Genomic DNA, 19,119 nt, shown 5'->3' with positions numbered 1-19,119 from the left:
CTCCGAGGGCGACGTGATGTTGCGTGCCCATACCACCGCTTACGGTGCCGGACAACGTTGGATCACCGCGCGAACTTGTTCGTCGAAGCGGCCTGCCTTGTCGTCAAAGCGCCTCGGGGCAGCGAGCCTCGGCGGCGGCACTTCATCGACCGCCGCCCCAGGCCGGTAGGAGGTCACCTGGCATGGGCGTCGCATCATGCACGCCACGTGCAATTGCACGGGCCATCGTCGATGCGGCGGCGGCGCAAAGGGGGATGAATTCCTCGAGCGTGACCGTCTTGCCGCTCGTGCCGGTCGCGACTGCAAAGACAAGGTCGCCGTCGAGCGGCGTGTGGGCGGGCCAGAGCGCGCGGGCGAAGCCGTCATGGGCGGAAATGGCCAGTCGCTTGGCTTCGGCTTTGGTCAGGATGGCGTCCGTCGCAATGACGGCGATGGTCGTATTGGCCGGTCCCTCGACAGGTACGCCGAGCTTCGTGCGCGGCTGGCGCGCCTCGCTTGGAATGGTTGCGGGTAGTCCAAGCCCGCCAAATTCGCTGCCCTCTTCGAGATGACCTGCCCAGAAATGGTGGCTGGAACCGATTGAGGCGGAGCCCAGTGCGTTGACGGCGACGAGCGCTCCAACCGTTACTCCGCTCGAAAGCACCGTGGAGGCGGAGCCGAGCCCGCCCTTGAAGGTCGCGGTCGTCGCCCCAGTGCCGGCGCCGGCGGTGCCGGTAGCGAATTCGGTTCCGGCGGCCTGTGTCGCCGCGTAGCCAAGTTCGCGATAGGGCGGATAGCGCCCCCAATCCTTGTCGCCGCCATTGGCAAGGTCGAACAGGATCGCGCAGGGCACGATCGGCACGCGAATTGGTCCTACCGCGAAGCCGCGCCCCTGTTCGCGCAACGCCGCCTGCACGCCGGATGCCGCGTCGAGGCCGAAGGCGGAGCCGCCGGACAGGCAGACGGCATCAATCGTCTGGACCGTGTTGTGTACCTCCAGCAGGTCGGTCTCGCGTGTGCCTGGAGCGCCGCCGAGCACCTGCACGGCGGCAACGGACGGCTTTTCGCAGACGATGACGGTGACGCCGGATTTGAGCCGGTCGTCGGAGGCGTTGCCGACGCGAATGCCCTCGACGTCCGTGATCAGGTTGCGCGCTCCCGGCTTCATGTCTCAGTCGCCTTCTATCGGAGGCAGGACGGGTGTGAAGCGATCGTGCTTCCATTCCATCAGGAGATAGGGATTGTCGCGCAATTCATGATCCGCACCAAAGCCGATCGTGCCCAGGACGGTGGGGAAGGTGTCCGCCGCGAGGATATCGGGCAGCGTCTTACCAGCGGAAGCGGCGGTTGCAGCCCCTTTGCCGACGAGTGTAGTCGCGGCATATGCGGGAAAGACATAGCCTTCGGCCACGAATCCGGCTTCCTTCATCGTCATGGCGAGGGCGGCACTTTCGGGTGTTGCGCTATCGATGGGTAGGACAATCGCCTGCGTGCCATCTGGCAAAGCCACTGTCGCGTCTGCCGCCATCATCGCTTCACCGCCCATGAACGAAAGCGGAAGCCGCTCTGCACGCGCGTCGCGGACGATCACGGCCATGTCCCCGCGATCTCCGCCGACGAAAACGCGGGTTGCGCCCGCCTTCGCAAGTCGGCGCACCAGCCCGATCTGCTGTTCCTGGGCGGGGCGGAATGTGTCGACAAAGACCGGCTTCATGCCCTTCTCCTCGAGCTTCAGACGGATCGCCTCCACCAGCTCGCGGGCGTGGATGGTACCGTCGTCGATCAGCGCGAAGGGTTCGGCCGCCCAGGTGGACGCGATGACGTCGGAGACTTTCTGCGCCTCCATGCCGGGGCCTGGTGCCAGCCGGAAGAGCGGCCAGTCCCGTTTCAGCGCGTCTTCCATCAAGACGCCGGACCGCACCGAGAGCGTGATGGCAGGAACGCCAGCATCCGCAAGCGCCGGAAGCGCTGCCTGCAAATCCTCGGTGCAGAGGAAACCGATTGCCGCTGTCGCGCCGGCTGAAAGGATGCTTTGTGCGATTGTCTTGTCACCGACTTCATCGCAAGCTTCGCCGATTTCGACCACGTCGAAGGCGTCCGTCGCGGCGGCAAAACGGGCACCTTCACGGATCTGGTCGCCGAGAATGGCGAAAGGTCCGGTGACGGGCGCGACGACCGCGATCGTCGGTCCGGCTGCGCTCGCGTGCGGGGCGAGGGCTATGGTTGACAGGAGGCTGATGGTCAGACGGCGGAACATGAGATAATCCGGGGTGGTGGCCTGTATCCTTGTACGAGCGGAATGCCTCCGGTCAAAGCAAAATGACGGTCGTGGCAGCCGTCGCTGGTCCCCAGGCCGTCCCGCGTGATTGGAAAACCCTGGGAAATGACGTTTTTGGGCTTACAATTTTCTTCATTCTCTCCATGTATCCCTGAACGACAAGGGAGAATGCCGTGTTGGACAAACTGATGCTGGATCCGCCGCTCTATCGCGACGCCATGAGCCGATATGCCGGACATGTCCAGATTGTGACCACGGCATACGAGGGCGAGCGCCGTGGCGTAACCATCACGGCGGCCTGTTCTGTTTCCGACAATCCAGCGATTGTGCTGGCCTGCCTCAACGTGTCCAATCCGCGCAACGAGATATTCCGCAAGAGCGGGCACTTTGCGCTCAATTCGCTCGCCGCGGACCAGATCGAACTCGCTAACGCCTTTTCCGGTCGCGACCCGTCCATTCCGGGCGACCGCTTTTCGCAGGGCAAGTGGACAGAGCTCGTCACTGGTTCGCCGGTTCTCGCCGATGCGCTGGCAACGTTCGATTGCCGTCTGCTCGAGGTCAAGGTCATGGCCACGCACATGATCCTCTTCGGCGAGGTGCTCGGGTTGACGTACGGTCCGGAAAAACCGGCGCTCATCTATATGGACCGGGACTACCGCACGCTATAAGTTCTCCTCCAAAGCGGAGGAAGCATGGTAGCCTACCAGAAGGGGAAGGTTCCCCAGACGATCGACGAAACGCTCGACATGCTTGCGGCCGGCAACTACCTGGCCGGGCGGTCGCTTGCGACTGTGCTGTTCCTCGCGCTGAAGATGAAGCGGCCGCTGTTTCTGGAAGGCGAGGCTGGTGTCGGCAAGACGGAGATTGCCAAGGTGCTCGCCAGCGCGCTCGAGCGTCCGCTGATCCGGCTCCAGTGCTACGAAGGCCTCGACATCGCCTCTGCGGTGTATGAGTGGAACTACCCCGCCCAGATGCTGGAAATCCGTCTCGCCGAAGCCGCCGGGACGACCGATCGCGAGCGGATCGAGTCCGACATCTTTTCCGATCGCTATCTCATCCGCCGTCCCGTGTTGCAGGCGCTTTCGTCTCCTGACGGCCGTGCGCCAGTGTTCCTGATTGATGAACTCGACCGGACGGACGAGGCGTTTGAAGCATTCCTGCTGGAGGTGCTCTCCGATTTCCAGGTGACGGTGCCGGAGCTTGGTACGATCCGCGCTGCCGAGCCGCCGATCGTCATCATTACCACCAACCGGACGCGCGAGGTGCACGACGCCTTGAAAAGGCGCTGCCTCTACCACTGGGTCGATTATCCGAAGGCCGAGCAGGAACTGGAGATCATCCGTCGCAAGGTGCCCGGCTGCAATGAGACGTTGTCCAAACAGATCGTCGCCTATGTTCAGAAGCTGCGTACGTTTGATCTTTTCAAGAATCCGGGCGTGGCCGAAACGATCGATTGGGCCACAGCGCTCACTGAGCTTGATCGCATGGCGCTCGATCCGGAAACAGTCTCCGACACACTCGGCACGCTTCTGAAGTATCAGGATGACATCGCCCGTATTGAGGGCGGGGAGGGGCGAAAACTTCTGGACGAGGTCAAGTCCGAGCTTCGCGCGGCGGGCTGACCATGGTCGAGGCGGCGACAGACGGACTAATCCTGCCGTCGATCCCAGCCGGTGATGGCCGCTTCGCCGACAATATCGTTCATTTCGCGCGGGCCTTGCGCAAGGCAGGCCTGCGAATTGGGCCGGCTGCGGTGGCAGACGCAATCGAAGCCGTCGAGGCGATCGGCATCGGCGATCGCGACGAATTCTATACCGCCCTTTACTGCACGCTGCTCACGCGCCACGAGGATCAGCCAATCTTCGACGAGGCCTTCCGGCTGTTCTGGCGCTCGCGCGACCTCGTGCAAAAAATGATCGCGATGATGTCGCCCGTCGTCCGGAAAGACTCGGAGAAGGATAGGAAGAAGGCGGGCGAAACGCGTGTGTCGGATGCGCTCTTTGCCGGGCGGCAGGATGCGACACGTCCGCGGGAAGATCCTGTGATCGAGGTCGATGCCCGCTTTACGACCTCCGTCAGCGAGTTGTTGCGCAAAACTGACTTCGCCCAGATGACGTCATCGGAACTGCGCGAGGCAAAGCGCGCAATTGCAAGCCTCACGTTACCGATGGATGAGATCAGGACGCGTCGTTTCCGCCGCAGCACGCAAAAGGCAATGGTGGATGCGCGGGCGACGATGCGACAGGCGTTGCGCACAGGCGGCGCGCTGATCCTGCCGCGCCATCGGGAACCGAAAATGGTGCATCCGCCGCTGGTGGTTCTTGCCGACATTTCCGGCTCGATGAGCCAGTACACCCGGATCTTCCTGCATTTCCTGCACGCCTTGACCGACCGGCGCCGGCGCGTCCACACTTTTCTGTTCGGCACGCGGCTGACCAACGTGACCCGCCAGATGCGCCACCGCGATCCCGATGAAGCCGTGGAAGAGTGCACGCGCGCGGTCGAGGACTGGTCGGGTGGCACGCGCATCGGCGAAACGCTGAAGGAGTTCAACCGGCTCTGGTCGCGGCGGGTGCTGGGGCAGGGCGCGATGGTGCTGCTGATCACCGATGGCCTGGAGCGCGAAGGCATCGAGACGCTTGAGACCGAAATGGATCGGCTGCACCGCTCCTGCCGGCGGTTGATCTGGCTGAACCCACTGCTGCGCTTCGAAGGGTTCGAGGCGCGGGCGCGGGGCGTGCGCGCCATGCTTCCGCATGTTGACGAATTGCGGGCCGTGCACAATCTTGAAGCCATATCGGATCTGGTCGCCGCATTGTCCGGCAATGGCGGGGTCGGTGCCGATCCGCGGCGGTTTCTCGCCGCAATGACGTAAAGGAGGGCCGGCATGGAAGAGATGATCGATACGCTCGATCCGCTGGCGGTGGCGGAAAAATGGATGGACGATGGGCGCGAGGTGGCGATCGCGACGGTTGTCGAAACCTGGGGCTCGGCGCCGCGTCCGACCGGCAGCCACCTTGTCATCGACGGCGCCGGCAATTTCCATGGATCGGTCTCGGGCGGCTGCGTAGAAGGCGCAGTCATCAGCGAGGCCCTCGACGTGATTGCAAGCGGTGAGCCGAAAATCTTGGAGTTCGGCGTCGCCGACGAGACCGCCTGGCGGGTCGGGCTCTCCTGCGGCGGGCGGATTCGCGTCTATGTGGAGCGGCTTGGCTGATGGATCCCGTGATTTTGCGTAAGCTGAATGCCGAGCGGCGCGCTCGTCGCGCCGTGGTGCACGTGACAGACCTTGGTGACGGGCGCGATCGTATCGTGCGCGAGGGCGACCCTGTCGTCGGTCCGCTCGGCGAGGCGATTGCGGCGGCGTTCCGATCGGGAAAATCGGGAGCCGTCGATATGGATGGGCGCAGCTATTTTCTTAATGCCTATCTTCCTCCGGCTCGTATCGTCGTGATCGGTGCGGTGCATATCAGCCAGGCGCTTGCGGCAATCGCAAAGGTTTCCGGTTTTGATCTGACGATCATCGATCCCCGCACGGCGTTCGCAACCGAAGAACGCTTCGCAGATGCCGATCTCGTCGCCGACTGGCCGGAGGACGTTCTGAAGGCGCGTCCGCTCGATGCCTATTGCGCGCTTGTGGCGGTCACGCATGATCCGAAAATCGACGATTATCCGATCCGAGCAGCCCTCGATGCGGGCTGCTTCTATGTCGGAGCGCTGGGCAGCCGGAAGACACACGCCAAACGGATCGAGCGGCTCACATCGGCAGGCGTGGAGCAGGAAGCGCTCGCGCGCATCTCGGCCCCGATCGGCCTCGATATAGGAGCGGCAAGTCCGGCCGAAATCGCTGTTGCGATCATGGCCGAGGTCATCCAGGCCTTCCGGCGCCGAAACCTGCGGACGGAGGTTGCGACATGATCTTCGGTGACGTCGCCGCACGCGAAGCTGCTGGAACAATCCTGGCACATGGCGTGCGCGCCGAAGGAGTTTCCCTTTCCAAGGGCCACCTGCTTTCGGAGGAGGATTGTCAGCGGTTGCTGGCGGCGGGCGTCGAAAGTGTCATCGCCGTGCGAATGCAGCCCGGGGATGTCGGCGAGGATACCGCCGCCGCGCGCATCGCCGAGGCGATCGCGCCCGACCACCTGACCTTCACCAAGGCTGCCACGGGGCGTATCAACCTGCATTCTGCCGTCGATGGTCTGTTTCGCGTTGATCGCACCACGATCGATCACTTCAACCGAGTCGATCCGGCGATCACCATTGCCACGCTGCCGGACCGCGCGACCGTACGGCCGGGCGACATGGTGGCGACGGTCAAGATCATCCCATTGGCCGTGCCGGGCAAGGTCGTCGAGGATGCGGCTGTCGTTCTCGCGGGTGCCGACGCCCTTTTTGTGCGGCCGTTCACCGCGCGCCGCGTGGCGATGATTGCGACCGTCTTACCCTCCCTGAAGCCCTCGGTGATGGACAAGACGCGCTTGATGCTGGAGCACCGGCTGGAGCCGTCTGGGAGTGAACTCACCGGTGAGATGCGGGTGGCTCATGACACGGCGGTGCTGGCGGATGCCCTGGGGCCGGCGGCGCGCGAGAGCGAGCTTGTCATCATCTTTGGTGCTTCCGCCGTTTCCGATTCGGAGGATGTCATCCCGGCGGCGATCCGAAAGGCGGGCGGGCACGTCGAACAGGTCGGCATGCCTGTAGATCCGGGAAATCTCCTCGTTCTCGGCCGTATGGGTGACACTCCAGTGATCGGCGCGCCGGGTTGTGCCCGGAGCCCCAAGGAAAACGGTTTTGACTGGGTTCTGGCCCGTATCCTGGCCGGTGAAGCGCCTGGTGCAGTCGATATCACGGGGATGGGCGTTGGCGGTCTGCTGGCCGAAATTCCGACCAGGCCGCGGCCGCGGGACTTGAAAGGCGAGCGCAGGGCAACTGGCGTGGGGCCCAAGGACATCGTCGGCATCGTGCTTGCCGCGGGGCAGGCGCGCCGCATGGGCAATGCCGGCCGTCATAAGCTTCTCGCCGAGTTCGAAGGTGTGCCGTTGATCTGCAAGTCTGTATCGACCGTGCTTGCGGTCGCTCCCGGCAAGGCCGTTGTCGTGACTGGACATCGGGCAGCGGAGATCGAAGCGGCATTGTCCGGGCTGCCGGTGGAGATTGTTCGAAATCCGCTCTACCAGGATGGCATGTCGACCTCGCTCAACGCTGGCCTCGATGTGGTCGGTGCGGACTGTGCCGGCGTGCTGGTCCATCTGGCCGACATGCCGAAGGTATCGCCGGAAGACCTACGCAAATTGATGTCGGCCTTTGCGGCGGCTGGCGGGAATGCAGTCGTACGGGCTGTCTCTGATGGCAAGCGTGGCAATCCCGTCATCCTGCCGCGTGCGACCTTCGCCGCAATCCGGCAGCTCGAGGGTGATGTCGGTGCGCGCCAGATCATCGAGACCTCGGGCTTGGAGATCATCGACGTCGAGATTGGGCCGGCAGCGCATCTGGATGTCGATACGCCCGAGGCGGTGAAGGATGCGGGTGGAATATTGAAGGGCTAGCGATGGACAACGACACGATCGAGGAGATGTTCGAGTCGTTAGGCTCGGTGACGATCAAGCGCATGTTCGGCGGCAAGGGTATCTATGTCGGTGAATTGATCGTCGCGCTCGAAGTGGATGGCGAGATTCTGCTGAAAGCCGACGAAGTGACGATCCCCGAGTTCGAGATGTCCGGTTGCCGGCAATGGACCTATGAGGGGCGCAAGACGGGCGCGCCGCTGAAAATGCCATACTGGAGCATTCCCGAGGATGCCTTCGACGATCCGGACCTGATGGCGGAATGGGTGCGGCTTGCCTTGGATGCCGCGCTGCGCACCAATCCGGTCAAGCGGTAATAAGCGCTTTTGCCCGAAGTGCAGCCACCGCATCTGTTGTGAAGCGGGACAGTGGTTGCGGCAAGGCGTCTAGCGGGAACCAGCCAAATTCCGGCAATTTCTCCGGCTCCATCACGCGCGGTTCACCGGAGAAGTCCCAGGTCACGTATATGACGGAGACCCAGTGCTGGTTATCGGCCGCGATGACCTGTTCGGAAAGGCAGAGGAAGTCGATCCGACCGAAAGCGAGCCCGGCTTCCTCCTCAGCTTCCCGCCGGGCGGCATCGAGCGAACGTTCCATGTGGTCGACTTTGCCGCCGACGATGTTCCAGTGGCCAGCTTCCGGTGCGCGGGCGCGGCGATAGAGCAGGATCTTGTCGTCCCGCAGAATCGCAAGCCCACAGCCAACGCCGGGAATCTCGACGCCTGGAATCGGCATGGAAGAAGGATCAGGCCTTGCCGGCGATCAGCATGAAGGCCGGGATGTCGTCGCCGAAGCCGATCGGCGTCGGGCCGTCGTCCTCGTCGCGGCGATAGCGGTTGCGGCGGTCACGATTGTCATCGTTGGCTGGACGCTGGTTGCGCACCGGCTGGTTGGGCCTGGTCTCGTTGTGGCGTTCGGCTTTCACGCTGTCGTTTCCTCTTTCCGCTGCATTCGTTTCGCGCGTATTATCGTCCTTGCGGTTGTCACCTTTGTGACTGTTTCCACGGTCACGGTCACGGTCACGGCCGCGTTCGCGACCCTTGCGAGGCTTTTCACGCTCGTCGCTCTCGACGGCGGGGGGAAGGGCGGAAAGGTCGCCGTTCAGCCATTCGACCGATTGGCCGATGAGCTTTTCGATGGCATCGGAGAACTTCGTGTCACGCTTCGTTACCAGTGTGAACGCGGCGCCGGAGCGGCCGGCGCGGCCTGTGCGGCCGATGCGGTGGACATAGTCCTCCGCGTGGATCGGCACGTCGAAATTGAAGACATGACTCACATCCGGAATGTCGAGGCCGCGGGCGGCGACGTCGGAGGCTACCAGAAGCTTGATGTTGCCGTCCTTGAAGTTTGCCAGCATCGTCATGCGCGAGCGCTGGTCCATGTCGCCGTGCAGCGCACCGACGGAAAAGCCGTGGCGGTCGAGCGAGCGAAAGAGATCGGCAACGTCCTTCTTGCGGTTGCAGAAGATGATCGCGTTCTTAAGCTCTTCCTGGGCGCGGATCAGGTCGCGCAATGCGGCGCGCTTCTCGTAGTCTTTCGAATGCGTCGCGACGAAGCGCTGCGTGACCGTCTTGGCGGTCGAGGAGGGCGGGGCGACTTCGATACGCTCCGGATTCTGCAGGAATCGATCCGCAAGCTTTTGGATTTCCGGCGGCATGGTTGCCGAGAAGAACAGGGTCTGGCGGGTAAAGGGGATGAGTTTGGCGATACGCTCGATATCCGGAATGAATCCCATGTCGAGCATGCGGTCGGCTTCGTCGATGACGAGAATGTCGACGCCGGTCATCAGCAGCTTGCCGCGCTCGCAATGGTCGAGCAGGCGGCCGGGCGTGGCGATCAACACGTCGGCGCCGCGCTCGAGCTTGCGGTCCTGCTCGTCGAAGGACACGCCGCCGATCAGAAGCGCGATATTGAGCTTGTGGTTCTTGCCGTACTTCTCGAAATTCTCGGCGACCTGCGCGGCGAGTTCGCGCGTCGGCTCGAGGATGAGCGTGCGCGGCATGCGTGCGCGTGCGCGGCCCTTTTCCAGCAGCGTCAGCATCGGAAGAACGAAGGAAGCCGTCTTGCCCGTGCCGGTCTGAGCGATTCCCAGGATGTCGCGGCGTTGCAGGGCAGGCGGGATCGCCCCAGCCTGGATCGGCGTGGGAATGGTGTAGCCCGCGTCCGTGACAGCGGAGAGTACTTTTTGGCTCAAGCCAAGGTCAGAAAAAGTGGTCAAAGGGAAATCTGTTTCCGTTCCGGTTCTCGCGAACGCCTGGGTTTCAGCTTTGGTGATGAAAGCTGGATGCAGCGCACTTATGCTGAAAGCGCCGGAAAGTCAAGGAAACGGGCAGTTCTTGATGATTCGCACGTGAAGCGAACGGGATATGCGGTTAACGCGGGACGAATTGACCCGTCAATTCATATAGGATGAAAGCTTCGCGCCGGCGGCGAGAAAGCGCGCGGGGTCGCTCGCGCGCCCGTTGCGGCGCACTTCGTAGTGCAGGTGCGGACCGGTCGAGCGACCGGTGGAGCCCGACAGTCCGACGATGTCACCGCTGTCGACCGTATCGCCAACCTTTGCCAGTATGCGCGAAAGATGTGCGTAGCGCGTGGTCAGTCCATCGCCGTGATCGATCTCTACCAGATTCCCATAGCCGCCGTTACGGCTGGCCGTGACGACTGTGCCCGAGCCTGTGGCCCGGACTTCGCTGCCGACGGGTAGCCGGAAGTCGATGCCGGCGTGCAAGGCGAGGCGCCCAAGAAAGGGATCGGTGCGATTGCCGAATCGGCTTGTGACGTCACTGCCGGGAGAGGGGTTGGCAAACGGCAGCTTGCGTGCGGTGCTGCGCATCGAATCCAGCCGGTTCAACGCGGTGTCGAGTTCACCGAGCGAATACTCAAAGATGTTGCTTGACAGGGGTTCTACGAAGGGACCACCGATCGCGCTGGCGTCGTCTACCACGGGTGGTACCTCGATCTCGATCCCGGTGTGAGCCAGGATCGATTCGATCGCATCCGCCATCTCTGAAGCGCCGTTCGTGAGTGACTGGATGCGGGACACCTGTTGGCGTTCTACGTTCTTCAACGACAGCGTTACGTTTGAGAACATCCGATCCGCCCGGTCGGCGACGGATTCGCCCGGGGCCGCGTAGGCGAGCGGGGCGATGGATGCCTGTCGGGTGGCCGCGCCCGCTGTCTCGCGTCCGAGAACCCTGTCGATGGCTTTCAGCCCTGCTGCGGCATCCGCCCGCCGCCCGTAGGCAAGCGGCTCAACTTCTTCGACCGGCTCTTCGAGTACGGGGTCGGCTATCCCGGCACTGCCGGCTCGGTTGAGCAGGGTGTCGAGCTTGCCGTTGCGTTCCGTTAGCGCCATCTGCTGTTCCAGCAGTTTCTCCACCTTTTCCTCGACAACCTGCTGGTCGAGAAGCTGGCGGCTCGTGACGCGATCGACCTGCGCGCGCAGGGCGGAGATGCGATCTTCGTAGTCGTGCTGCATGCGCGCCTGGCGCGCCATGGTGGCGCCGATCAGGCCGTCGCGGAGGACGAGATAGGAGGTGGCGGCGAGGTAGCCGACAGTGAACATGCCGGCAAAGCAGAAGGCCACGGCCGTCATCCAGGGGCGGACGGTCATGTGGCGAACCTTGTCGCCGCTGGCGAGAATGATGATGTGTTGTTGCTCGCGCTTGCCGAAAACGCGACTTTCAGGATGTGCCGCCACCCTCAACTCCTGACAATTCAAGGATCCCTGCCCCAGGGCTGTCGGGAATTACACCCTGTTAAGGTTAACAAAGGCTTGAGGCGGCGATCTCAGCTTTGGCTAACGGAGACGAGGCTGCGATAGAAGGATGGCGTCAGGCCGGCCTCGGCACGTGCCACGTCATTGAAAGGCGCCTTGAGCGGGCCGCGGAAGTTGACCCGGACCAATTCTTTGAAGGTCGCCGACGGATCCTTCTTCGCGCGTGCACAGAGAAAGCGGAACCATTTTGCCCCGACGGCGACATGTCCTTTTTCATCATTGTAGATCACCTCCAGCACATCGGCACTTTCGATGTCGCCGGTCTCGCGCATCTTTGCCTGAAGCATCGGGGTCACGTCGAGGCCGCGCGCCTCGAGGATAAGCGGCACGACCGCGAGGCGGGCGGTGAGATCGTTTCGCGTGCTATGGGCTGCCTGCCAAAGTCCATCGTGGGCCGGCAGATCCCCGTAGTCGGCGCCGAGTTCGCGCAAGCGGTCGCGCACCATGCGGAAATGCTTGGCCTCCTCGAAGGCAACCTGCATCCAGCCGTCGAAGAAGGAATGGGGAACGCCTTCAGTCGTAAAGCGGGCGACGATATCAAGTGCGAGATCGACGGCGTTGAGCTCAATATGGGCGAGCGCGTGCAGCAGGGCTATTCGGCCCTTAAGGGTATGCAGCGACCGCTTCTTCATGTTTTTCGGCGGGACGAGTTCAGGCTTATGCGGCCGGCCCGGCCGGTCGGGGAGCGGCGGATCCAGCGGCGATCGCAGCGAAAGGGTGCGCGCAAACCAGCGACGAGCCGTTTCCTGGGCAAGGTCGGCCTTCACATCCAGATCGACTGCGAGGATGGCTTCCGTGGCGCCACCACGCAAACTCTTGATCGCATAAGTGCGAGAAGCTGCAATTCCTTGTGTCATTTATTTAAAGTTCTTTCGCACGCGCCAGCACAGCCTCGGCGTGACCGGCTACCTTTACCTTCGGCCAGATTTCCGCAATTCGTCCGTCAGCATCGATAAGGAAGGTTGTGCGCTCGACGCCCATGTAGCGGCGGCCGTACATGCTTTTCTCTTTCCAAACGTCGTAGGCTTCGAGGACCCCATGGTCTTCGTCGGATAGCAGGCGCACCTTCAGATCGTGCTTCGACCTGAAGCGGTCGTGCTTTTTTACCGAGTCGGGTGAAAGGCCGAGGACCACGACGCCGGCCTTTTCGAACTCTCCAAGCAGCGCCGAAAATGCGATGTTCTCCTTGGTGCAGCCCTCGGTATCGTCCTTGGGGTAGCAGAACAGTACGACGGGTTTGCCGCGCAGGTCGCTCAAGGTTATCCGGCCATCGCCGTCGCTCGGGAGCGAAAAATCGGGAGCGATGGCTCCGAGCGACAATTCTGCCATGGGATTTCCTTTCTTTGGACAGGTTTTTCGGTCATGCGGGCGCGATCCCCGGTATATAATCTTAAGAGGAATCGTCCAGTCGCAATCGGTCGATCCATGTGGCCGGCTGAAATCGACCGGCATGCCGGGCATGAGGGAACGGAACAACCGCGACATGAGCGATATCCGTGGCGAGAAGGTTAAGTTCGGCAGAGGCGACATCGTGCGCCTGCACGATCTGCCGTCGGCACAGGCGCACGAGCCGATCGTGTTGCACTGCACTGACCGTCCAGCGCATTTTTCAGTTTTACTCCGTCTGATCGGCGGGCTTGGCGCCGTTGTAGCGCTGCTTCTGGTTCTGGTCGTGGCAACCGTCGAAAGCGGGCTGGTCGATTCACCGCTAAATGCTCGCGCCCTTGCAGCTCTGGATCAGGCCGTGGGCCCGCACTACAGCGCGTCCGTGGATAAGACCGTCCTTCGGTTCTCCAGCTTCGGCGGGCTGGCGTTGAAGGCCGAGAATGTCACCCTTACGGAAAAATCAAGCGGCGAGAACGTCTTAAATGCCGGATCGGTGGCGATCGTGCTCGACCCGATTGCGCTTGTTTCGGGCCGGGTCTCGCCTTCGAGCCTGGATATCGATCAGGCGATGTTCAATCCGGCTCTCCTGCCCAAGGGACCGCCGATCGACTTCGATAACGTTCGCCTCGATGCGATTCCGGATTATCAGGAACTTGCTTTCGATCGCTTGGAGAAGATCGAGGACGTCATCGCGGGCAATGGACTGTCGCGCGTCCGGATCACCAATCTCGACCTGCCGATCACCGGTAATGGAGGACGGTCGCTTACGCTCAACGTGGAGAACCTGACCTTTGCGCGGTCCAAGGCGGGGGAGATGTCGATTGACGGGCGCTACGCGCTGGACGGCCAATCCGGAGACATTGCTCTTGTCACGCGGGGCACAAACGATGCGAGCGAGCTCAGTGGCAAGATTTCCGGCATTCCGCTTAGCGCCATCGGGTTGCGGCGGGGCCCGGAGGGTGAGGCCGGAACGGGCATAGATGCACAGGCCGACATCACCCTGTCAGCGGCGCGCGACGCCGACGGTGCCGAGCCGCGTCTTGAACTCGTCGCCGACACACAGGGCGGGTTCCTTTATTTCGGCGGCGTTGGTGCGCAGCTCAAACCCACTCGAATTGCCACGCATTACGACTATGCGCGTCGCTCGCTCGAGATTTCCCCCTCCGAAGTCCATGTAGGAGCATCGTCCTTCCCATTCACTGGCGGCCTGATCGATCTCGACCGGCTCGCTGATCAGCGAGACAAGGGGTTTGCGATTGACCTTGTCTTCCGCAACGCCGTGAGCGCGCCGGAGGACACGGGCGAAGCTCCGGTTCGTTTTGACGCCAAAGTCACTGGGCGGCTTATCCCGAAGACGAAGCAGCTGCTGTTCGATCAGCTCGGCGTATCGACCCCGCACGGATCGCTGGCAGGTTCGCTTGGGCTGGCTTTGGGTGGGAAATCGCCGGAGGTCAACTTTGCCATGATCAGCGATCGGCTTCAGGCGGTGGCTGTGAAGCAACTGTGGCCGTACTGGTTGGCAAAGAAGGCGCGCCAGTGGGTGGTCGGCAACATCTTCGGCGGAACGGTCACGAACGGCCGGATCGAAGTGTCGATGGCGGCGGACCGAGAACCCAGTCCGGATGGACGTCTTTTGCTTGGCGAGGACGAACTGACGATTACTTTCGATGTCGCCGACACGCGGATCAATATCGCCGGCGCCATACCCCCATTGCGTGACGCATCAGGTCATTTCGAACTCCATGGTGAGCGCATCGATATCAACATCAACCGCGGCGCGGCATACATGCCGTCAGGGCGGTCGGTGACGGTAAGCGGCGGCACGTTTCGGATGCCAAATACTTATGATCGTCCATTGATGGCGGAGATGGACATCAATCTGGCAGGCGCCTCGGATGCTGTCGCGGAACTGATCACCTACAAGCCAATCGACGTTTTGAAGCGAACGCAGTTCACGCCGGAGGATTTTGCCGGCCCGATCGAAGCGAACGTCAAGGCGCGGTTTGGCCTTGTGCGTGATCAGAACCCGCCGCCGCCGGAATGGGCGGCCGATATCGACCTTCTTGGTGTGGATCTTAAGAAGCCGATCACGGGCCGAAACATATCGCAGGTCGAAGGCGAACTCGTGGTCAACCCGAGCCGCGCGGGACTGAAGGCAAAGGCTCACGTCGATCAGGTGCCCCTCGATATCGTCCTTGTCGAACCTATCGATCGCACGGCTGATCTAAAGCGGGAATTGAAGATTTCCGGAACCATAGGCGACAAGGATCGGGCCCGCCTTTTCCCGGGCCTGAATGATCTGCTTTCCGGTCCGTTAGGCCTCTCGGTGACGACGGAACCGAATGGACTGCAGCGGGTTGAGACGGATCTTGGGCGTACAGTGGTATCGTTGCCCTGGATCGGCTGGACAAAGGGGGCGGGTGTGCCGGCGAAGGCGACATTTGTCCTGGATAAGCAGGATGGCCAGGACAGCGGGACGCGTCTTTCTGATTTCAACTTCTCCGGCGACGGTTTTGCGGTCTCAGGAGATGTGATTCTCAAGGGTGCATCGCTGAATTCTGCGCGGTTTGACAAAGTGCGACTGTCGGCGCAGGACCGCTACGCAGTCACAATCGACCGCGCCAAGGCGGGCTATTTGGTGAAGGTTCAGGGCGACGTGGCCGATGTGCGTCCTGTGCTCGGGCGGCTGAAAGCCAATCCGACCGGTGCCGGTGGGGCGAAGGATGGAACTCCCATTTCGTTACGCGCCACTCTCGGGCAGGTTGTCGGATTTAATGGCGAAACGCTCGGCAATGTCAGCCTCGCCTATGCAACGAACGGCAGCCGGCTATCGGCGCTTGACCTTTCTGCGGTCACCGGCAGTGGCCAGGCACTGGTCGCCAAGTTGGGCAAGGGTGAGGGCACGCTAGAACTGACCACAGGTGACGCAGGTGCGCTTGCTCGCCTCGCCAACATCTATCGGCACATGGACGGGGGGCTGTTGAACATGCGCCTGAAGAGCGGTGCCGATGGAAGCTGGCGGGGGCCGGTCGACATCCGCAAATTCAAGCTGACCGGTGAGGAGAAGCTGCGTTCGATGGTGTCGACACCAGCCGGCGGCCGCAGCCTGAACGAAGCCGTCCGCAGCGAAATCGATACGAGCTCGATGCACTTTCAGCGCGGCTTTGCGTTCGTCGTCGCAAAGGGTGGAACCCTGCGGGTCGAAAACGGTGTCGTGCGCGGCGAAGCGGTCGGCGCGACCTTCCAAGGCACTGTCCGGGACGGAAATAACCGGATGGAACTTACCGGCACCTTCATGCCTGCCTACGGTCTGAACCGCCTGTTCGCGGAGCTGCCGTTGATAGGCTTTATACTCGGCAATGGCAGCGACAGAGGCCTCATCGGCATCACGTTCAAGCTCACCGGTCCGTTCGATCGGCCGAACCTGATGGTCAATCCGCTCTCGATCATCGCTCCGGGCGTATTCCGCAACATCTTCGAGTTTTGACCACGCGAGACTGGCGGACAACAGGAATATTGGCGGCAGCTGTTGCTGTGTCGGTTTCTTGTTTCAGGCAGCAAAAAACCCGCGATCTGGATCGCGGGTTGATCATTTTGACAGTGATCCTGCGTGCGGACGCGGGATCGTGTTTCCTCCGCTGCCCGGATCAAGCCGGGCGAACGAGGATGTGCTTCTTCTTGCCGAGGGAGAGCTTGATCACGCCGTCGGCGGTGACCTCGCCGCCGCCGATCGTCATGCGCTCGTCAGTCACGGCGTTGTCGTTTATGCGCACGGCACCGCCCTGAATGTGACGGCGTGCCTCGCCGTTGGAGCCGGCCAGACCAGCGCGGACGATCAGCGAGAGAACGCCTATCCCGCTTTCGAGTTCGCCTGCCGGAATCTCGATTGAGGGGAGGTTCTCGGCCAGTGCGCCTTCTTCGAAGGTCTTGCGCGCCGTCTCCGCTGCCTGTTCCGCGTTTTCGCGGCCGTGCAGCATGGCGGTGACTTCGGTGGCGAGGATCTTCTTGACCTCGTTGATCTCCGAGCCGCCGAGGGCTGCGAGGCGCGCGATCTCGTCCATCGGCAGCGTCGTGTAGAGCTTCAGGAAGCGCGTGACGTCCGCGTCCTCGGTGTTGCGCCAGTACTGCCAGAAGTCATAGGCCGACAGCATGTCCGGGTTCAGCCAGACTGCGCCTGAAAGCGACTTGCCCATCTTCGCGCCCGACGCGGTCGTCAGGAGCGGCGAGGTGAGCGCGTAAAGCTGCGGCGTGCCCATGCGGTGGCCGAGGTCTAGGCCGTTGATGATGTTGCCCCACTGGTCGGAGCCGCCCATCTGCAGGCGCGTGCCGTAGCGCTTGTTCAGTTCCACGAAGTCGTAGGCTTGCAGGATCATGTAGTTGAATTCGAGGAACGACAGCGACTGCTCGCGGTCGAGGCGCATCTTGACGCTGTCGAAGGACAGCATACGGTTGACCGAGAAGTGACGGCCGACGTCGCGCAGGAATTCGAGGTAGTTGATGCCGAGCAGCCAGTCGGCATTGTTGATCATCAGCGCGTCCTTCGGACCGTCGCCGTAGCTCAGGTAGTTCGAAAACACCTTCTTGATCGAGGCGATGTTGGAGGCGATCGTGTCCGGCGTCATAAGCTGGCGTGCCTCGTCCTTGAACGAGGGGTCGCCGACCATGCCGGTGCCGCCGCCCATCAGCGAGATCGGCTGGTGGCCGGTCTTCTGGAACCAGTGCAGCATCATGATCTGGATCAGGCCGCCGGCGTGCAGGCTCGGTGCGGTCGGATCGAAGCCGATATAGGCGGTCACGGTTTCCTTGGCGAGCAGGTCGTCGAGGCCGGTTTCATCCGAGATCTGATGGATGAAGCCGCGCTCGCTGAGCGTGCGAAGGAAATCTGACTTAAAACCTGACATTGGTCTTCTCTCTTGTAGGGGAGGTTTTGGAACGAACGGCCGGGCGTTTAGCACTGTTTTTGCGCATAATCACTTCAAAAGTGATTCTGGATTTCTTCAATGGGACAAATGAGAACCGCAATCGGCCTGATGAGCGGCACCAGCATGGACGGTATCGATGTCGCGCTGCTGAAGACGGACGGTGAGGCGCGCGTCGAACGCGGGCCGGCCATGGGCGTTGACTATGACCCAGCCTTCCGCCGCCGCCTTCAGGGGGCGCTGGAGGCAGCGAAGGCGATCAAAAAGCGGGAGGAACGTCCAGCGGATCTTGCTGACGTCGAACGCGAACTGACCCTTCGCCACGTGGGCGCCGTCAACGCGTTTCTGCACGAAAACAACATGAATCCGGCCGATATCGATGTCGTCGGCTTCCATGGGCAAACGGTGCTGCACAGGCCCGATCAGGCGTTGACGGTTCAGCTTGGCGATGGCGGGCTGCTGGCAGGCGAGATCGACATCCCGGTCGTATTCGACATGCGCGCGAACGACATGGTGCATGGCGGGCAGGGGGCGCCGCTGATCCCGGTCTACCACGCGGCGCTTGCGCGCAATCTTCCGGCGCACTCCGCTTGGCCGGTGGTTTTCGTCAATATCGGCGGGATTTCGAATCTCACCTATGTGGGGCCGGACGGGCAGATCGCTGCCTTCGACAGCGGTCCGGGCAACACGTTGATCGACCAGTGGGTCGAAGCACATGCGGGGATCCCCTTCGACCAGGGTGGTATGATCGCAAGTGAGGGCCGGGTGCTTCCCGATCTCATGGCGCGCTATCTTGCAAATCCGTTCTTTACCGCAAGAAAGCGACGATCGCTCGACCGCAACGACTTCACGCCACCGGCCGGATCGGATGCGACCCTCGAGGATGGGGCGCGAACGCTCGCCCATGTCACAGCGGCGGCCATCCTCAAATCGGCCGGCCATCTTCCGCAAAAGCCGAAAACCTACGTTGTGTGCGGCGGCGGGCGACTGAACCGGGTCATCATGAACGACCTGGCCGATCTTGCGGCCGCCGCTGGCGCGACGGTCATGGTCGCTGAAGAGGCGGGCCTGAACGGCGACAGCATGGAGGCGGAGGCCTGGGCGTATCTCGCGGTGCGTTCGCTCGAAGGGCTGCCGTTGACGTATCCGGGCACGACCGGAGTCCGGGAGCCAGTGACCGGCGGGGTACTGACGACGCCTCATCGCTGACAACAA

At 62.3% G+C, this 19,119-nt stretch carries 17 protein-coding genes; 9 read left to right on the top strand and 8 right to left on the bottom strand.

Annotation, left to right across the window (positions count from 1 at the left end; all coding sequences use genetic code 11):
• Positions 1-142: 142 nt before the first annotated feature.
• Positions 143-1,147: a P1 family peptidase gene (locus IB238_RS07905; protein WP_192245067.1), complete on the bottom strand. Its 1,005-nt coding sequence runs from the start codon at positions 1,145-1,147 to the stop codon at positions 143-145.
• A 3-nt stretch (positions 1,148-1,150) separates the two neighbouring features.
• Complete coding sequence (locus IB238_RS07900) at positions 1,151-2,236, bottom strand: branched-chain amino acid ABC transporter substrate-binding protein (protein ID WP_192245066.1); 1,086 nt, start codon at positions 2,234-2,236, stop codon at positions 1,151-1,153.
• Between the two features lie 194 nt (positions 2,237-2,430).
• On the opposite strand from IB238_RS07900, the gene IB238_RS07895 reads away from it, so the two are divergent.
• Genes IB238_RS07895 through IB238_RS07865 form a run of 7 tightly spaced genes read left to right on the top strand, consistent with a single transcriptional unit; the run spans position 2,431 to position 8,138 of the window.
• Positions 2,431-2,925: a flavin reductase family protein gene (locus IB238_RS07895; RefSeq protein WP_348648209.1), complete on the top strand. Its 495-nt coding sequence runs from the start codon at positions 2,431-2,433 to the stop codon at positions 2,923-2,925.
• 24 nt (positions 2,926-2,949) lie between these two features.
• Positions 2,950-3,879 carry a MoxR family ATPase gene (locus tag IB238_RS07890; protein WP_192245065.1) on the top strand — a complete coding sequence of 310 codons (930 nt, stop codon included), beginning with the start codon at positions 2,950-2,952 and terminating at the stop codon, positions 3,877-3,879.
• A 2-nt stretch (positions 3,880-3,881) separates the two neighbouring features.
• A complete protein-coding gene (locus IB238_RS07885; protein WP_192245063.1) occupies positions 3,882-5,132 on the top strand; it encodes a VWA domain-containing protein in 1,251 nt (416 codons plus the stop codon).
• A gap of 12 nt (positions 5,133-5,144) precedes the next feature.
• Positions 5,145-5,474 (top strand): XdhC family protein, encoded by a 330-nt coding sequence (locus tag IB238_RS07880; RefSeq protein ID WP_192245061.1) that lies wholly within the window; start codon positions 5,145-5,147, stop codon positions 5,472-5,474.
• Positions 5,474-6,175 (top strand): XdhC family protein, encoded by a 702-nt coding sequence (locus IB238_RS07875; RefSeq protein WP_192245059.1) that lies wholly within the window; start codon positions 5,474-5,476, stop codon positions 6,173-6,175. Before IB238_RS07880 ends, IB238_RS07875 begins: the two co-directional genes overlap by 1 nt.
• Complete coding sequence (locus IB238_RS07870) at positions 6,172-7,803, top strand: molybdopterin-binding/glycosyltransferase family 2 protein (protein ID WP_192245058.1); 1,632 nt, start codon at positions 6,172-6,174, stop codon at positions 7,801-7,803. The genes IB238_RS07875 and IB238_RS07870 overlap by 4 nt, the downstream gene beginning before the upstream one ends.
• 2 nt (positions 7,804-7,805) lie before the next feature.
• Positions 7,806-8,138: a TfoX/Sxy family protein gene (locus IB238_RS07865; protein ID WP_192245056.1), complete on the top strand. Its 333-nt coding sequence runs from the start codon at positions 7,806-7,808 to the stop codon at positions 8,136-8,138.
• On the opposite strand, the gene IB238_RS07860 is transcribed toward IB238_RS07865, so the two are convergent.
• From IB238_RS07860 to IB238_RS07840, 5 genes are all read right to left on the bottom strand, one after another.
• The gene (locus IB238_RS07860) at positions 8,128-8,556 is read right to left on the bottom strand and encodes an NUDIX domain-containing protein (RefSeq protein WP_192245055.1); all 429 of its coding nucleotides are present in this window, start codon (positions 8,554-8,556) and stop codon (positions 8,128-8,130) included. The two genes, IB238_RS07865 and IB238_RS07860, sit on opposite strands and share 11 nt — an antisense overlap.
• Positions 8,557-8,566: 10 nt before the next feature.
• Positions 8,567-10,039, bottom strand: a complete 1,473-nt coding sequence (locus IB238_RS07855) for a DEAD/DEAH box helicase (RefSeq protein WP_192245053.1) — start codon at positions 10,037-10,039, stop codon at positions 8,567-8,569.
• Between the two features lie 177 nt (positions 10,040-10,216).
• Complete coding sequence (locus IB238_RS07850) at positions 10,217-11,521, bottom strand: M23 family metallopeptidase (RefSeq protein WP_348648208.1); 1,305 nt, start codon at positions 11,519-11,521, stop codon at positions 10,217-10,219.
• An 89-nt stretch (positions 11,522-11,610) separates the two neighbouring features.
• Positions 11,611-12,456: a ferritin-like domain-containing protein gene (locus tag IB238_RS07845; RefSeq protein WP_192245051.1), complete on the bottom strand. Its 846-nt coding sequence runs from the start codon at positions 12,454-12,456 to the stop codon at positions 11,611-11,613.
• Positions 12,457-12,460: 4 nt separating this feature from the next.
• Entirely contained in the window at positions 12,461-12,928 is a 468-nt protein-coding gene (locus IB238_RS07840; protein ID WP_192245049.1) for a peroxiredoxin, read from the bottom strand.
• A gap of 154 nt (positions 12,929-13,082) precedes the next feature.
• Between IB238_RS07840 and IB238_RS07835 the strand changes: the two genes are divergently transcribed.
• Positions 13,083-16,472: a DUF3971 domain-containing protein gene (locus IB238_RS07835; RefSeq protein WP_192245047.1), complete on the top strand. Its 3,390-nt coding sequence runs from the start codon at positions 13,083-13,085 to the stop codon at positions 16,470-16,472.
• A 160-nt stretch (positions 16,473-16,632) separates the two neighbouring features.
• Here the strand turns inward: IB238_RS07835 and tyrS are convergent, their stop codons facing one another.
• Complete coding sequence (tyrS, locus tag IB238_RS07830; protein ID WP_192245045.1) at positions 16,633-17,886, bottom strand: tyrosine--tRNA ligase; 1,254 nt, start codon at positions 17,884-17,886, stop codon at positions 16,633-16,635.
• A gap of 99 nt (positions 17,887-17,985) precedes the next feature.
• On the opposite strand from tyrS, the gene IB238_RS07825 reads away from it, so the two are divergent.
• Positions 17,986-19,113: an anhydro-N-acetylmuramic acid kinase gene (locus IB238_RS07825; RefSeq protein ID WP_192245043.1), complete on the top strand. Its 1,128-nt coding sequence runs from the start codon at positions 17,986-17,988 to the stop codon at positions 19,111-19,113.
• Positions 19,114-19,119: the final 6 nt, after the last annotated feature.

The sequence above is a fragment of the Rhizobium sp. ARZ01 genome, from assembly GCF_014851675.1.
In the GTDB taxonomy this organism is placed as follows: Bacteria; Pseudomonadota; Alphaproteobacteria; order Rhizobiales; family Rhizobiaceae; genus Mycoplana.
Note: the sequence above shows the minus strand (reverse complement) of the source record. Positions and strands in the feature narration are given on the sequence as shown.

What these genes read in the sequence shown, in the direction of transcription:
- IB238_RS07905 (WP_192245067.1), bottom strand. Translation starts at nt 1,147, where the DNA reads ATGAAGCCGGGAGCGCGCAACCTGATCACGGACGTCGAGGGCATTCGC.
- IB238_RS07900 (WP_192245066.1), bottom strand. Translation starts at nt 2,236, where the DNA reads ATGTTCCGCCGTCTGACCATCAGCCTCCTGTCAACCATAGCCCTCGCC.
- IB238_RS07890 (WP_192245065.1), top strand. Translation starts at nt 2,950, where the DNA reads ATGGTAGCCTACCAGAAGGGGAAGGTTCCCCAGACGATCGACGAAACG.
- IB238_RS07885 (WP_192245063.1), top strand. Translation starts at nt 3,882, where the DNA reads ATGGTCGAGGCGGCGACAGACGGACTAATCCTGCCGTCGATCCCAGCC.
- IB238_RS07880 (WP_192245061.1), top strand. Translation starts at nt 5,145, where the DNA reads ATGGAAGAGATGATCGATACGCTCGATCCGCTGGCGGTGGCGGAAAAA.
- IB238_RS07875 (WP_192245059.1), top strand. Translation starts at nt 5,474, where the DNA reads ATGGATCCCGTGATTTTGCGTAAGCTGAATGCCGAGCGGCGCGCTCGT.
- IB238_RS07870 (WP_192245058.1), top strand. Translation starts at nt 6,172, where the DNA reads ATGATCTTCGGTGACGTCGCCGCACGCGAAGCTGCTGGAACAATCCTG.
- IB238_RS07865 (WP_192245056.1), top strand. Translation starts at nt 7,806, where the DNA reads ATGGACAACGACACGATCGAGGAGATGTTCGAGTCGTTAGGCTCGGTG.
- IB238_RS07860 (WP_192245055.1), bottom strand. Translation starts at nt 8,556, where the DNA reads ATGCCGATTCCAGGCGTCGAGATTCCCGGCGTTGGCTGTGGGCTTGCG.
- IB238_RS07845 (WP_192245051.1), bottom strand. Translation starts at nt 12,456, where the DNA reads ATGACACAAGGAATTGCAGCTTCTCGCACTTATGCGATCAAGAGTTTG.
- IB238_RS07840 (WP_192245049.1), bottom strand. Translation starts at nt 12,928, where the DNA reads ATGGCAGAATTGTCGCTCGGAGCCATCGCTCCCGATTTTTCGCTCCCG.
- IB238_RS07835 (WP_192245047.1), top strand. Translation starts at nt 13,083, where the DNA reads ATGAGCGATATCCGTGGCGAGAAGGTTAAGTTCGGCAGAGGCGACATC.
- tyrS (WP_192245045.1), bottom strand. Translation starts at nt 17,886, where the DNA reads ATGTCAGGTTTTAAGTCAGATTTCCTTCGCACGCTCAGCGAGCGCGGC.
- IB238_RS07825 (WP_192245043.1), top strand. Translation starts at nt 17,986, where the DNA reads ATGGGACAAATGAGAACCGCAATCGGCCTGATGAGCGGCACCAGCATG.